This is a genomic window from Pseudomonas sessilinigenes (genome assembly GCF_003850565.1).
GTDB lineage: Bacteria > Pseudomonadota > Gammaproteobacteria > Pseudomonadales > Pseudomonadaceae > Aquipseudomonas > Aquipseudomonas sessilinigenes.
Genome location: NZ_CP027706.1, coordinates 3,615,307 through 3,628,325, shown reverse-complemented (window position 1 = coordinate 3,628,325; position 13,019 = coordinate 3,615,307). Strand labels below are relative to the sequence as shown.

The following is a 13,019-nucleotide window of genomic DNA, read 5'->3' as shown; positions in this document are numbered from 1 at the left end:
ATTCCACTCCTTTTGCCGCTAGTCGGCTCTAGATACCAATAGTTTGAACTTTGGACAGCCCGACCGGGCTGCTCATGCCTGCCAGGTTCAGCATCAACTCTCCACCGGTCTGACTGATGGTGACGCTGTTGACCGTGGCCGGCAGGTAGGTGACCAAGGCTGTGCCCTTGCCATCGATAGTCGTGCTGGCCTTGAAGCTGTAGTTGCCCGGCGCGGCCTTGGTCCCGTCGGTCTTGGTGCCATCCCAGACAAAACTGGCGTTGCCAGCCTTCTGGCTGCCCATGTCGATGGTCTTGACGATGTTGCCGTCCTTGTCGGTGATGGTCATGGTCACCGAACTGACGCTGGCCGGGATAGTCACCGAGCCCGTCATGCTCTTGCTGGTGTCGACCTGGGTGGTACCGCTCTGGACGATCACCGAACGCCCCACCAGGGAAGAGGCCTGCAAGGCCTGGGAGGACTTGTAGTTGCCCGTGATGGAGTTCACCGAATCATTGAGGGTGGTAATCCCCTCCAGGGTCGAGAACTGCGCCAACTGGGCAACGAACGCGCTGTTGTCCTGCGGGTCCAATGGATTCTGGTTCTTCAGCTGGGTCACCAGCAACTTGAGGAACGCATCCTTGCCCAGGGCCTTCTTGCCTGTGGCGCTGTTGGTCGCCGCGGCAATGCCATCGGCACTGGTATTCGCGGTTTTCTTCGACGAATTGGCCAACACATCCTTGAGGGATGGGGCGGTAGTGGTATCAGTAACGCTCATCGAATTCGCCCCTTATCACTGACCGAGGGTCAGGACCTTCTGCATCATGGTTTTGGCGGTATTCATCATTTCAGCGTTGGTCTGGAACGAGCGACTGGCAGAAATCATGTCGGCCATTTCTTCCACCACGTTGACGTTGGGGTAATAGACATACCCCTTGGCGTCGGCAGCCGGATGATTGGGCTCGTAACGGGCCTCGAGATTGCTTTGGTCCTCCACCACGCCCAGCACCTGTACCCCTTGGCCGGCGGCATCCTGGTTCTGGAACAGCGAGCCACTGTCACCGCCCTGGGCGTTCTGGAACATGGTGGCGAACACCGGGTGACGAGCGCGATAGGTCTGGTCGATGCTCGACGACACGCTCTCGGCGTTGGCGATGTTACTGGCAACGGTGTTCAGACGAGTGGTCTGGGCGCTCATGCCACTACCGGCAATATTGAAAACACTGGCAAGGGACATGGATTACTCTCCGCGCAGGGCTGCAACCAGCCCTTTGAATTTGCTGTTGAGCAGCGTGAAGCTGGCCTGGAAGTCCACCGAGTTCTGCGCATAGTTCGACTGCTCGAGCTGGGCATCCACAGTGTTCTGGTCGATCGAGGGCTGCATCGGCGTGCGATATTGCAACGACTCGTCGCCCTGGCTCAGCCCCTGGGCTTCGATGTGTCGGTTATTGGTCAGGTTCAAGGCAAAGCTGCCGTTCTTGGTCTTGTCGACCTGATCGGCGAGCACAGCTGAGAAGTCCAGGTCCCGAGCCTTGTAGTTAGGGGTATCGGCGTTGGCAATGTTGTTGGCCAGCACCTCGGCGCGCCTGGCGCGAAAGCCAAGAGCCTGTTCGTGGATACCGAGCGCTTTATCGAAGCTGATGCTCATGTCGGGAAACCTTTGGGAGACCTGATTTTTCGTTACCCTGAACTTAGCAAACTGCGTGCCAAGCCAATAAACCCCCATTTTCCGGGGCTTTCCCGGTAGTGACAAAGCGGCAAATGCCAGAAAAGCGGCAACGAATTTCCGCGAAGCGCCGGCAAAGCGGCAATCACCCTGCCTCCTCCCGCTCTCCCGACAACAAACGGCAGGCACAAAAAAGGAGGCTCGAAAGCCTCCTTTTTCATTACAGCGGTCGCAGGTCACTTCGCCTGGTAGATGATCCCCGGATTGCACTGCACCATCTGGTAATGGTCCGGCAAGCCATTGAGGGCTTCCGATGCCCCCAGGAACAGGTAGCCGCCCGGCTTCAATGTGCTGTGAATGCGCATCAGGATGTCCTTCTTGACCTCGGCCGAGAAGTAGATCAATACGTTGCGGCAAAACACGATGTCGAACTTGCCAAGACTGGCATAGCTGTCCAGCAGGTTGAACGAACGGAACTCCACGCGACTCTTGATCGGTGCCTTGACCACCCAGCGCCCCGGTCCCTTGGGGTCAAAATAACGCTGCAGGCGATCGGCCGAAAGGCCACGCCCAATGGCCAGGCTGTCGTACTCGCCGGTCTTGCAATTGTTGAGCATGGTTCCCGACAGATCGGTAGCAACGATCTGCACCCCCATCTTCAACTGGCCCATGTTGCTGCGCTCGAACTCATCGATGGACATCGATAGCGAATAGGGTTCCTGCCCCGAAGAACAGGCCGCGGACCAGATCCGCAAGCGCTGGTTGGGGTTGGCCCTAATCGCCTCGGGGAGCACCTTGTTCTTCAACACCTCGAACGGATAGGTGTCGCGAAACCACAAGGTTTCGTTGGTCGTCATGGCATCCACGACCATCTCGCGCAAGCCGCCACGAGGCTGGGTCTGGATACGCTGGACCAGCTCACCCAAGGTTTTTATACCTTGCTGCTCCATCAATTTGTTGAGACGGCTCGAGACCAGATATTGCTTGTTTTCCCCGAGCAAAATACCACAGGCTTTTTCCAGGAAGACCCGGAACTGTTCAAAATCCAAATTACCCGTAGACAATGCTGCCGCCTCTTAAATCTATGTCCACCAAGGGCTGTTGCCCTCAGCTGTGGTCTGCTGCTTTGATCCGGTCAACAACCCGGGATGCCAGGTCATCAGGACGGAACTTGGCAAGGAAGTCATCGGCACCGACCTTCTTCACCATCGCCTGATTGAACACCCCTGACAACGAAGTATGCAGGATGATATGCAGCTTTTGCATGCGTGGATCATTACGTATCTCGGCCGTGAGGGTGTAACCGTCCATTTCAGGCATCTCGATGTCGGAAATCATCATGAGGAATTCCTCCTCCGGCTTCTTCCCTTCATCCACCAGCTTGCGCAGGTAATCCAGCGCCTGTCGTCCATCGTTCAATGCCACTACCTCGACGCCCACGGTCTGCAGGCAACGAGTGACCTGCTTGCGGGCCACCGACGAATCGTCAACGGTCAGCACACGCAGGGAAATTGCCTTGTGCTGGGTCTCGACATCCACCACGCCGACCGAGATCGCCTCGGAGGTAGGCGCGACTTCCGCCAGGACCTTCTCCACGTCGATGATTTCGACCAGCTGGTTATCCACCCGGGTCACCGCCGTCAGGTAATGATCGCGTCCGGTGCCCTTGGGCGGCGGATGGATTTCTTCCCAGTTCATGTTGACGATGCGTTCTACCGAGCGCACCAGGAACCCCTGGGTCTTGGTGTTGTACTCAGTGATGATGACGAACGGGTTGCTCTGGTCCTGCAAGCCACCAGAACCCGTAGCCATTGCCAGATCCAGGATCGGAATGGTCGCCCCTCGAATATTCGCGACACCGCACACCACAGGACTGGATTTGGGCATCAGGGTCAACTTGGGGCACTGCAGCACCTCGCGAACCTTGAATACGTTGATCCCATAGAGCTGCTCGCCGTCCAGACGGAACAACAGCAGCTCCAGGCGATTCTGCCCAACCAGTTGCGTGCGCTGGTTTACCGAATCCATTACACCAGCCATGCCCAGACTCCCCAAAGCTTTAAGATCCGACGCACGCTCATTGCTAAACGGCACGGCGCTTGCTTTTTAACTGTTATGAACGCCAAAACGACATTTTTTCGACGCCTGACATCGCAAAGCCGCCAATTACTCTGCGGCCTTGCCATGTTGTGCATTTTAAACCCTGGCGGCCCTGCCGTTGCTGATTCGGTCACCCTGCCTGATTTGCTTATCGGCGTGACTCAAGGGTTTCTTGAATTCACGGTAGAAGACTACCTGGCTACCAGTCAAACGGAAGGACGCTACGAAATCCAAGTCAATCAGCTGGATCCCCGGATGCGCATGCCTGCCTGCGACAAGGAATTGACAGCTACCCTGGAAAGCCCGGCACAACCGCTGGGTCGGGTAACCGTCAAGGTCCGCTGCGACGGGGGGTCGCCTTGGACGGTATTCGTCCCGGCACAGGTCAAGCTGTTTCGTGAAGTGGTCACCAGCGTTCGCCCTCTCAAACGCACAGCCATCATCGAGCCAGAGGATGTCGCGCTGCGCGAACGAGATATCAGCCAGGGCGGCCAGAGCTACCTGACCTCGCTTGACCAGGCCATTGGACAGAAACTTGTCCGACCAATGGTCGCAGATCAAGTCATCAGCCTTGCCCACCTGGAGCAGGCCGAGGTGGTACGCAAGGGTGATCAGGTAGTGATATCGGCACGCAGCGGCAGCTTGAATGTAAGAATGCCAGGGGAAGCGTTGTCCAATGGAGGGCTGAGTGAGCAAATCAGGGTGAAGAACCTGAACTCGCAGCGAGTGATCAAGGCCCGTGTCATAGCGCCAGGCCAGGTAGAAGTGGCGATGTAGATAACTGGCGCTCGCCCTGCTCGTTCCCTAAACTGTGGTCACGAACTTGGGTTGCCGATAACTGCGTTGGCTTGCCGACAATTGAGCCTAAAGTTTTTCACGATATGGCCGAGAACATGGCAAGCGTCCAAATACCCAGAGGTTTTCTTCATCATGGTCATCGACTTCAGCCGTTTGAACAGTTCCCCTTCACTGACAGGCAGTACGCGTACCAGCGCCAGCAAGGAAACCGGCGATGCCGGCAAATCCGCGCCGCTGACGACTTCGGCCGAGACCAGCAAAAGCGGGGAATCGGTCCACCTCAGCAATGAGGCCCAACAGTTGCAACGAATCACAGACAAGCTGCGCGATCAGCCTGTTGCCGACAAAGCCCGAGTGGCAGAGTTGAAGCAAGCCATTGCCGATGGCAGCTACAAAGTCGACAGCAACCGTATAGCCAGCAAACTGCTCAACTTCGAAGCCCTGCGCTAGCCACAGGCTTGCGCCAGGCTTTTGGACGCTTAATCCCCAAGGCCAGCCATGCACGATACCAATCTACTGCAACTGATCAACGACGACCTTGCTCCAGCTCAACAACTGCTGGAGTTGCTCAGAGCCGAATCCCTAGCCCTGCATGGCCGCGATATGCCACTGCTGGAAGACATTCTGGCGCAAAAGCAGGCGTTGATCGTCTTGCTGGAGCAGCATGGCCGCAAGCGCACATTGCTTCTGGACAGCCTCGGCCTGCCAGCCAATCGCGAAGGCCTCGAACAGGTAGCCAGCCATTCCAGCCTGGGCGAACAGCTGCTGGAACAAAGCGACCTGCTGACCCAACTCCTCACGGACTGCCAGGCTACCAACGAGCTCAATGGCCGCTCGATCCAGATCCAGCAGGCCACCACCGCCAACCAACTGAAAATCCTCAACGGTGGCGAACCTCCAGCACTCTATGACGCCCGCGGCTCCACCTCGATGCTTGCGAAGCCCCGCCCACTCAGTCAGGCTTAGGCCGCAAAAATGAGCGCGTGCTACCAAGCCGCAAAACATGCTGGCAGAATGCCAGCAATTGCGTGTAGTCGTATTCTGTCTGGAGATTGATGAACCGTGTTCAATGCCTCAAACGCGGAAGATGCTCCGCAACCGCCCAAGGTGCTTACCACTGCACTGGAGATTTCCTCCAACCTGCGGTTGCTACAAGAGAGCCATGACCCTCTGATCATCACCTTCCATGAGCGCAGCCAGCGCTTTCAAAGCTATATGGTGGAAGTGGATCGCGACGACAACATGATCGCGCTCGATGAAATGATCCCCCGCGATGGCGAGCGTTTCATGCTGGCTGGCGAGCCGTTTCGCGTTGAAGGGTTCCATGAAGGCGTCCGCATCGCCTGGGAAAGCAATGGCCTACCGACCCTGGATGAATCCAACGGTGGCCGCTGCTATCGCACCACCCTGCCGGACGAAGTGGTCTACCACCAGCGCCGCAATGCCTTCCGCGCAGCCCTGAAGCTGGCACAACTGGTAGATATCGAACTCGGCGGCGACAAGCTCAAGTCGCCACTCACCGGCAAACTGCTGGATATCTCCGCCACAGGCTGCAAGCTGCGCTTTGATGGTGAGATTTCTGCACGCCTGCAACTGGGCCAGGTCTACGAGCGCTTCATCGCCGCCCTGCCCTTTGGCAGCATGACCGCCCCCGTGGAACTGCGCTACCTGCACTATGAAGAAAGGATCGACACCACCTTCGCCGGTGTACGCTTTCACAACATGAGCGGCCTGGTACAGCGCCAGGTAGAGCGCTTCGTCTACCAGTTGCAGCGTGAAGCACGCCGCTTCGACAAAGACGACCTCTAGTCATCGAAGCCTTATGAACAACGGGCAGTCGCCGCCAGGCACTGCCCGTTTTTCATTCCCGGGGTTTTGTCTCGCCAAGCTCCTCGACTGCAGCCTCCTGCGCTGTCGGCACCTCGGCCACAGGCTCTTCGCCTGGCACGGCATCCTCTGCCGGGGCGACTTGCATCTGGTCCTGCACCACTTGCTCGTCCACCCGCGGATCGAGGGCCGCAACCAGCGGTGAACTGGACATGCTGTCCGGCATCGCCACGTGATGCAGCGGAGCGTCGTCGACCTGATGCAGGTTGGTCACGGCCTTCGGCCGTATCCGCCAGACCAGCACCAGCGCAAAGAAACAGAAGAAGGCATAGAGCATCTGGCTGCCGAACAACTTCATCAACACCCCTGCCGCCAAAGGCCCGATGCTTGCCCCCACGCCATAGGTCACTAGCAGCATCGCCGTCAGCGACACCCGCCGATCACCCTCGACATGGTCGTTGGAAAACGCCACAGCCAGCGGATAAAGACAGAACTGCATCAGGGAGCAGAGAAACCCCAGGATGAACAACACCTCCAAAGGCACTGTAGGCAAGAGGGCCAGCGGCAAGGCCATCACCGCCAGGAACAAGGCGAAGCAGCGAATCAGCAGCGCCCGGTCAAAGCGGTCCGACAACCACCCCAGGGGCCATTGCACGAGCAGCCCGGCAAAGATGCAGCTCCCCATGAACAGGCCCACCTGCTCGGTACTCAGGCCCTGCTGCGAGGCATAGAGCGGCGCCAGGCCATAGAACGAACCGACGATCAGCCCTGACCCCAAAACCGTGCTCAAGGACTGCGGGACGCGCTTGATGAAGAAACGCGGCTCCATCGGCGCCGGACGCAGGGGCGCTGGGTGGATCCGCCGAGTCATCGCCACCGGCACCAGGCACAGCGCAAAACACAGCGCCACCAGCATCAGCAGCTCCAGCCCCAGGGCCGGATGCAGGACCAGGATCAGCTGCCCCAGGACCAGTCCCAGGTAGGACGCGATCATGTAGCCGCTGAAGACCACGCCACGCTGCTTGGCATCGGCCTGCTCGTTGAGCCAGCTCTCGATGACCATGTACTGGCACATCATCCCCAGGCCAACGATCATCCGCAGCACCAGCCAGGCGGGCAACCAATTCACCAACCCATGCCCAAGCACCGCCGCACCGACGATCCCGGCACAGGTGGCATAGGCCCGGATATGCCCGACCCTGGCGATCAGCCGGTGCCCCAGCTTGCCCCCCAGAACCAGGCCAAAATAGTTGGCCGCCATCAAGGCACCGACCCACAGGCCGTCGACATGATCGGCCGCCAGGCGCAAGGCCAGGTAGGTACTGAGCAAGCCCGAGCCGATCAACATCATCAGCGAGGCGAAATACAGCGCGCGAAAGGATTTCCAGATCTGGCGCATCGGCGTTCCGGGCGGCTCCTTGAATGAAGTTCCGGACCCTCGGAAGAGGGTCCGGCCAGCGACGGTTCGGTTATGCCTGGGCCGCTAGTACACGCCGTTCCCAGGGGGTGATTTCATCAAAGAAGCTGGTCAACTCCATGGTTTTCGAAGCGATGTAGCCTTCGATGAACTCATTGCCGAACAGTTCCCTGGCCAACTGGCTGCGCTTGAGGCGCTCCAGTGCCGCATGCAGGGTACAAGGCAGCGACAGGCTGTCCGGCACCTCGAATTCGCCCTGGATGGCAGCCGTTGGCGCCAGCTCGTTCTCGATACCATGCAAACCGGCTGCCAGGCTGGCAGCAATGGCCAGGTACGGGTTGGCATCCGCCCCCGGCAAGCGATTTTCCACTCGCCGCGCCACAGGTGAACTGGCGGGAATACGCAGCCCTGCGGCGCGATTGTCGTGGGACCAGCAGGCATTGTTCGGCGATGCGTAGGGATGGCACAGGCGCTGGTAGGAGTTCACATTGGGCGCAAACAACGCAGTGAAATCCGCCAGGCCAGCCTGCAGGCCGCCAATAAAATGATGGAACATAGCCGTCGGTTGCCCGCAATCGTCACTGAAAACGTTACGGCCGCTACCAATCTCCACCAGGCTCTGATGAATGTGCATGGAACTGCCGGGCGTGCGGGCCAGCGGCTTGGCCATGCAGACCACGATCAAGCCATGCTTGAGCGCAACCTCCTTGAGCAGATGCTTGAACAGGAACGTCTGGTCCGCCAACAGCAACGGATCACCATGCAACAGATTGATCTCGAACTGGCTGACGCCCATCTCGTGCATGAAGGTATCGCGAGGCAGGCCCAAGGCGGCCATGCACTCGTAGACTTCGTTGAAGAACGGTCGCAGTCCATTGTTGGAGCTGACACTGAACGCGGAGCAGCCATCTTCTCGACGGCCGTCCTTGCCGACTGGCGGCTGGAAGGGCCGCCCCGGATCTTCGTTGGGGGCGAACACGAAGAACTCCAGTTCGGTGGCCACCACCGGTGCCAGGCCCAGCGCTGCATAGCGGGCAATCACCTGCTTGAGCTGGCCCCGGGTCGATAGCCGCGAGGATTCGCCACTGAGCTCGTCTGCATCGCAGATGGCCAGCGCCCGTGGAGTCTCGCTCCAGGGCAGGCGATGAATCTGCCGCGGGTCGGCGGTAAGCGCCAGGTCGCCGTCGTCGCTGCCATAGAAGCGCGCGGGCGGATATCCGCCCATGATGCATTGCAGCAGCACCCCACGAGCCATCTGCAAGCGCCGCCCTTCGAGGAATCCCTCGGCGGTCATTACCTTCCCCCGCGGTACGCCATTCAAATCCGCAGTAACACATTCGATTTCATCAATGCCCGTCAATCGCTCGGCGAGTGAACTGTGGCCATCGGTTGTCATGACTCAATCCTTGTTGTTATACGAGCCGCGAACGGCGACCCGTACAAAATACGCATCACCCGTTCGGGATTTCAAGCAGGGCAGAACAAAATCCCGGGCATGCCTGTCCCCGCCAATACCTGCGCATTCACGACCCGCGCCAGGCACGAACGTCCACTCATTCAAACAATGGAGTAGGCTCGGCCGGTGATTGTGAGCCAGGCCGCTGGAGGCCCACATGCTGGGGAATCTTGCCGACATCGACCTGCGGATGCTGCGGGTATTCTGCGCCATCGTCGAAGCCGGGGGCTTTACGGCCGCCCAGGCCAGGCTCAACACCAGCCTCTCGCGACTGAGCGTGGTGGTTCGTGACCTTGAGGAACGCCTGGGCTATTCCGTGTGCCGGCGAGGCAGCAGCGGCTTCCAACTGACCGACCAGGGCCAGGAATTGTTCGAGGCGACACAATTGCTGTTCGCCGATATCGAGCGCTTTCGCCAACACGCCAACCGACTTGCGCCCAACGCACGTGAACACTTGCAGATAGGCAGCGTCGACAGCCTGATCAGCCTGCCCTGCGCTCCGCTTCCCCTGGCCCTAAAACACCTGCGCCAACGCCTGCCACAGGTGCGCCCGAACCTGCACCTGATGCGTCCCGACGAACTGGAACAAGCGGTACTCGATGAGCGCCTGCACCTGGCCATCGGAGCGTTCCACCATCAACTGTCGGGCTTGAACTACCAGCCGCTGTTCGATGAGGAACAGAACCTGTACTGCGCCAAAGGACATCCGCTATTCGCCTGCCACGATGCACAACTGAGCCTGGAACACATTTGCGCCGCGGACTATGTCGGCCGGGGCTACATGGCGGAAAACCAGCGTCCCCACGACCTGCACTTCAACCAGGCCATCAATGCCTACAGCATGGAAGCCATTGCCACCCTGATCTTCTCCACGGCCTACCTGGGCTACCTGCCCAGTCACTATGCCGCCAACTGGGTGGCCCAAGGCCAATTGCGCGCCCTGCTACCTGAGCGCCTGGCGTATCGCTCGAGCTTCCATTGCATTACCCGCCAGGGCCAAGAACCACGGACGGCACTGGCCACCCTCCTGGATTGCCTGGAGCTGGCTGGACAACAGCTGGGCAACCGCCAACAGCGGCTGAGCGAGGGTCAGGGCAGGTAGAGCTTGAACAAGCCACCACCCAACGGACCACCATTGCTGATCCGGGTATGCCCGCAAACGCCATTGCGCTGGTGCAGCTCAGCGATGCGCCCGGCAAAATACAGCCCCAGGCCGGTACTGCCACTGCTTTGATTGATGCCCTGCATGTACTCGGCCTGCCGCTCGATCATCGCCTGGGGGTAGCCTTCGCCATCGTCGTTGATCGACAGCACCACCTGGCCTTCTTCGTCGCTGACACTGATCAACAGCGCATGGCGAGCATGCCGGATCGAGTTGTTGATGCAGTTGGCCAATACCGAGGCGATCAGCTCACGATCGAAGAAACCCAGGGGGCTCAGCGGATCGACCTCATAGGTGGCAGAGATCCCGCGGCTCTTGAACACTTCCTGGTGACTCACCAACTGCGCTTCGATGAAGTCGTCCAATTCATGGTAGGCCGGCTGCAACGGCAGTTGATTGACCCCCAGCTTGTACAGCCCCAACAGCTGCACCAGCATGCCGTTGAGGTGCGCGAACTCATAGTCGATCACTCCCTGTTCGGCAGGCAACTGCTCGGCTGGCAGACGCGCCAGCCATTGGGAATGGGCCTGCATCAGCATGGCCAGGGAGTTCTTCATGTCATGTACGGTGGAGGCGATCACCGTGGAAAAGTCGAGCGCCTGTTGCTTTTCGATCATTCGCCAAACGCCTTGCTTCGCAGCTTCTGGTAGCGCGGATAACGCGCGTCGGTATCGGGCATCATGCCGACCATTTTCAGGCACGCCTGGCATTCCTCCAGGAGCGCCGCATCCGGGTTGGCGTCGGCACCATGCAACAGCGACTGCGCCATGTTCAGGGCAATACTGATGTTCTTGGGTTGCATGGCCAGGGCCTTGCGGAACAGCTCCCGGGCCTCGGCCAGGTTGCCGGCCTTGTAGCTGCGCACGCCCTGGCGGTTGATATCGGCCGCCGCATTGGAAGAACTGAGGATAGTCGGGTCGTCGGTCAGCTTGGCAATGTTCTGCATGACTTTCGGATCGTCACCGTAGATTTCCGCACAGTTCTTGAGCATCGAAGCACCAGCACTGGCCTGCCCCAGCATCTGCAACTGCTTGGCCACCAGCAGCGCCGCTTCAGGGCTCATGAACTGCTCCATGCCTTCGAGCCGCTGCAAGGCCTGTTCGGTGAGCTTGTCGGCGGTCTCGGCATCATTGAGCAGCAAGCTGGTGGCCTTCATCAGCCGCGCGCGGATCTGCAAGCCAGGATCGGTGGGGTTTTCCTTGGCCACAGCGCTCAGCGTCTGGTTGATCTCCAGCCGGGTACGGGTATCCAGGCCGCGCTCACTGCCCTTGCTGATCAGCGCATGGGCCAGGCCCAGGTTGCTTTCCGGGTCCTTGAAGCGCGATTGCGCCCCCTGGCTGACCGCCTGGCGATACGCCCTGGAGGCGCTGTCGAAGTCTTCGTTGGCCATGGCCAGCTTGCCCAGCAACGCCTGGCGCCGAGGGGCCAGCGGCGACAAGCGCACCGCTTCCTCGAGCACGTTCTGCGCGCGCTTGGTATCGCCTTCGGCCACCAGCACATCGGCCAGGCCGTCATACAGGCCCGGCATCATCGGGAAAGTCTTCAGCGCCTTCTCATACACCGCCTTGGCCTCGGTGACCTGGCCACGCTTGAACAGCAAGCGACCCAGGCCGACATAGGCCCAGGGCAGCGGCCGATCCGCCAGGATGCTGTTGTACAGGCGCTCCAGCGGCTCGTTCTGGTTCATGTCGCGCAAGGCGTCGGCCCGGTAGCGCAGGCACAGCGGCGCATAACGCGGATCTTGCTTGCACAGGGTGACGCAGGCGTTAAGCACTTCCACCGGCTTGCCCCGGTCCAACGCCTGGAGGATCGGCTTGAGCAAAGCCTTGCGTTGTTGCAGTCGCTCCAAGCGCTGGGCCAGGCCGGAGCGGTTGAAGGGTTTGGTCAGGTAGGCATCAGGTTCGTGCTCCAGGGCGCTGAGCACCATGGCCTGGCTACTTTCGGCAGTGACCATGAGGAATACGCTCTCATGGCTGATGAGCTTTTCCATCATCAGGTCTTCGAGCACCTGCTGGCCGTTTTTCTTGCCGTCGCCCAGGTGGTAGTCCTGCAAGATGAAGTCATAGCGTTTCTGCGCGCACATGCGCAGGGCCTGCTCCCCCGAGTCGGCGGTATCCACGTCCTTGACGCCCAGCTCCCGCAACATCGAACGCACCGAGCTGCGGTAGTCCGAGAAATCATCGACGATCAAAAAGCTCTTTTGGTGGTACGCCAGCATCGAAGATTCCAGGCAATTAAGAAGATCAATCCAAAGACGCCAGGGCCCACCCGGCTTCACAGCCCCTCGGCGCGCAGATAATAGCGGCTGGCTGAAGGCTATCAAGCACTTTGCGGCTGGCCTGTGATGCAGGTCGCCGCTTGGGAACACAATTGTCCATCGCAGGTTATCGGCCGGACCGAGCATTCCCTTATAGGCGATCGATTGCATTTATTGCGCCTTGGCCAGTGCATGTTGCGATTTGGCCAGCGCCGATAAAAACACCGGGAAAATGGTCTTGGCCAGCCTGGGAAATCTTGGATTTCTGTAACATCACCTGATAGCGTGCAGCGCCTCGAAGCCCCGATCGTTCTTGTCGCCTCCCCCACCCGGTCGCGACACACCGATCGTCAGCGG

The 13,019-nt window shown here is 59.5% G+C and carries 14 protein-coding genes; 5 read left to right on the top strand and 9 right to left on the bottom strand.

The genetic code is table 11. The features are described 5' to 3' along the window. Positions 1 to 28: 28 nt before the first annotated feature. The 5 genes from flgD to C4K39_RS16705 all read right to left on the bottom strand — a co-directional run bounded on the left by flgD (position 29) and on the right by C4K39_RS16705 (position 3,685). Positions 29 to 757, bottom strand: coding sequence for a flagellar hook assembly protein FlgD (gene flgD / locus C4K39_RS16725; RefSeq protein WP_124347023.1), 729 nt, complete (start codon positions 755 to 757; stop codon positions 29 to 31). 15 nt (positions 758 to 772) lie between these two features. Beyond that, on the bottom strand, positions 773 to 1,216 hold the full coding sequence (gene flgC / locus C4K39_RS16720) for a flagellar basal body rod protein FlgC (RefSeq protein ID WP_068595674.1): 444 nt from the start codon (positions 1,214 to 1,216) through the stop codon (positions 773 to 775). A gap of 3 nt (positions 1,217 to 1,219) precedes the next feature. Beyond that, the gene (flgB, locus tag C4K39_RS16715) at positions 1,220 to 1,627 is read right to left on the bottom strand and encodes a flagellar basal body rod protein FlgB (RefSeq protein ID WP_068595672.1); all 408 of its coding nucleotides are present in this window, start codon (positions 1,625 to 1,627) and stop codon (positions 1,220 to 1,222) included. 254 nt (positions 1,628 to 1,881) lie between these two features. Next, the gene (gene cheR / locus C4K39_RS16710; RefSeq protein ID WP_068578588.1) at positions 1,882 to 2,709 is read right to left on the bottom strand and encodes a protein-glutamate O-methyltransferase CheR; all 828 of its coding nucleotides are present in this window, start codon (positions 2,707 to 2,709) and stop codon (positions 1,882 to 1,884) included. Between the two features lie 43 nt (positions 2,710 to 2,752). Further along, entirely contained in the window at positions 2,753 to 3,685 is a 933-nt protein-coding gene (locus C4K39_RS16705) for a chemotaxis protein CheV (protein ID WP_124347022.1), read from the bottom strand. Between the two features lie 75 nt (positions 3,686 to 3,760). On the opposite strand from C4K39_RS16705, the gene flgA reads away from it, so the two are divergent. From flgA to C4K39_RS16685, 4 genes are all read left to right on the top strand, one after another. Next, positions 3,761 to 4,522, top strand: coding sequence for a flagellar basal body P-ring formation chaperone FlgA (gene flgA, locus C4K39_RS16700; protein ID WP_068584609.1), 762 nt, complete (start codon positions 3,761 to 3,763; stop codon positions 4,520 to 4,522). A gap of 153 nt (positions 4,523 to 4,675) precedes the next feature. After that, positions 4,676 to 4,993 (top strand): flagellar biosynthesis anti-sigma factor FlgM, encoded by a 318-nt coding sequence (flgM, locus tag C4K39_RS16695; protein WP_068584611.1) that lies wholly within the window; start codon positions 4,676 to 4,678, stop codon positions 4,991 to 4,993. A gap of 48 nt (positions 4,994 to 5,041) precedes the next feature. Continuing rightward, positions 5,042 to 5,509, top strand: a complete 468-nt coding sequence (locus C4K39_RS16690; protein ID WP_068584614.1) for a flagella synthesis protein FlgN — start codon at positions 5,042 to 5,044, stop codon at positions 5,507 to 5,509. Positions 5,510 to 5,605: 96 nt separating this feature from the next. Continuing rightward, positions 5,606 to 6,352 carry a flagellar brake protein gene (locus C4K39_RS16685; protein WP_124347021.1) on the top strand — a complete coding sequence of 249 codons (747 nt, stop codon included), beginning with the start codon at positions 5,606 to 5,608 and terminating at the stop codon, positions 6,350 to 6,352. Positions 6,353 to 6,404: 52 nt separating this feature from the next. Here C4K39_RS16685 and C4K39_RS16680 read toward each other — a convergent pair whose 3' ends face one another. Both C4K39_RS16680 and C4K39_RS16675 read right to left on the bottom strand, forming a co-directional pair. Beyond that, entirely contained in the window at positions 6,405 to 7,769 is a 1,365-nt protein-coding gene (locus C4K39_RS16680) for an MFS transporter (protein WP_124347020.1), read from the bottom strand. A 70-nt stretch (positions 7,770 to 7,839) separates the two neighbouring features. Beyond that, complete coding sequence (locus tag C4K39_RS16675) at positions 7,840 to 9,081, bottom strand: glutamine synthetase family protein (RefSeq protein ID WP_178083973.1); 1,242 nt, start codon at positions 9,079 to 9,081, stop codon at positions 7,840 to 7,842. Between the two features lie 319 nt (positions 9,082 to 9,400). On the opposite strand from C4K39_RS16675, the gene C4K39_RS16670 reads away from it, so the two are divergent. Then, positions 9,401 to 10,345, top strand: a complete 945-nt coding sequence (locus tag C4K39_RS16670; RefSeq protein ID WP_124347018.1) for a LysR family transcriptional regulator — start codon at positions 9,401 to 9,403, stop codon at positions 10,343 to 10,345. Here C4K39_RS16670 and C4K39_RS16665 read toward each other — a convergent pair. Together C4K39_RS16665 and C4K39_RS16660 are read right to left on the bottom strand one after the other, a co-directional pair. After that, positions 10,333 to 11,022, bottom strand: coding sequence for a sensor histidine kinase (locus C4K39_RS16665; RefSeq protein WP_068584635.1), 690 nt, complete (start codon positions 11,020 to 11,022; stop codon positions 10,333 to 10,335). The two genes, C4K39_RS16670 and C4K39_RS16665, sit on opposite strands and share 13 nt — an antisense overlap. Beyond that, entirely contained in the window at positions 11,019 to 12,623 is a 1,605-nt protein-coding gene (locus tag C4K39_RS16660) for a tetratricopeptide repeat-containing response regulator (RefSeq protein ID WP_068584643.1), read from the bottom strand. The genes C4K39_RS16665 and C4K39_RS16660 overlap by 4 nt, the downstream gene beginning before the upstream one ends. Positions 12,624 to 13,019: the final 396 nt, after the last annotated feature.

Bases quoted from the DNA above. Each gene is read 5' to 3' on its own strand.
- C4K39_RS16690 (WP_068584614.1), top strand. From the start codon at position 5,042: ATGCACGATACCAATCTACTGCAACTGATCAACGACGACCTTGCTCCA.
- C4K39_RS16670 (WP_124347018.1), top strand. From the start codon at position 9,401: ATGCTGGGGAATCTTGCCGACATCGACCTGCGGATGCTGCGGGTATTC.
- C4K39_RS16705 (WP_124347022.1), bottom strand. From the start codon at position 3,685: ATGGCTGGTGTAATGGATTCGGTAAACCAGCGCACGCAACTGGTTGGG.
- flgC (WP_068595674.1), bottom strand. From the start codon at position 1,216: ATGTCCCTTGCCAGTGTTTTCAATATTGCCGGTAGTGGCATGAGCGCC.
- C4K39_RS16675 (WP_178083973.1), bottom strand. From the start codon at position 9,081: ATGACCGCCGAGGGATTCCTCGAAGGGCGGCGCTTGCAGATGGCTCGT.
- flgA (WP_068584609.1), top strand. From the start codon at position 3,761: ATGAACGCCAAAACGACATTTTTTCGACGCCTGACATCGCAAAGCCGC.
- flgB (WP_068595672.1), bottom strand. From the start codon at position 1,627: ATGAGCATCAGCTTCGATAAAGCGCTCGGTATCCACGAACAGGCTCTT.
- C4K39_RS16665 (WP_068584635.1), bottom strand. From the start codon at position 11,022: ATGATCGAAAAGCAACAGGCGCTCGACTTTTCCACGGTGATCGCCTCC.
- C4K39_RS16680 (WP_124347020.1), bottom strand. From the start codon at position 7,769: ATGCGCCAGATCTGGAAATCCTTTCGCGCGCTGTATTTCGCCTCGCTG.
- flgM (WP_068584611.1), top strand. From the start codon at position 4,676: ATGGTCATCGACTTCAGCCGTTTGAACAGTTCCCCTTCACTGACAGGC.
- flgD (WP_124347023.1), bottom strand. From the start codon at position 757: ATGAGCGTTACTGATACCACTACCGCCCCATCCCTCAAGGATGTGTTG.
- C4K39_RS16660 (WP_068584643.1), bottom strand. From the start codon at position 12,623: ATGCTGGCGTACCACCAAAAGAGCTTTTTGATCGTCGATGATTTCTCG.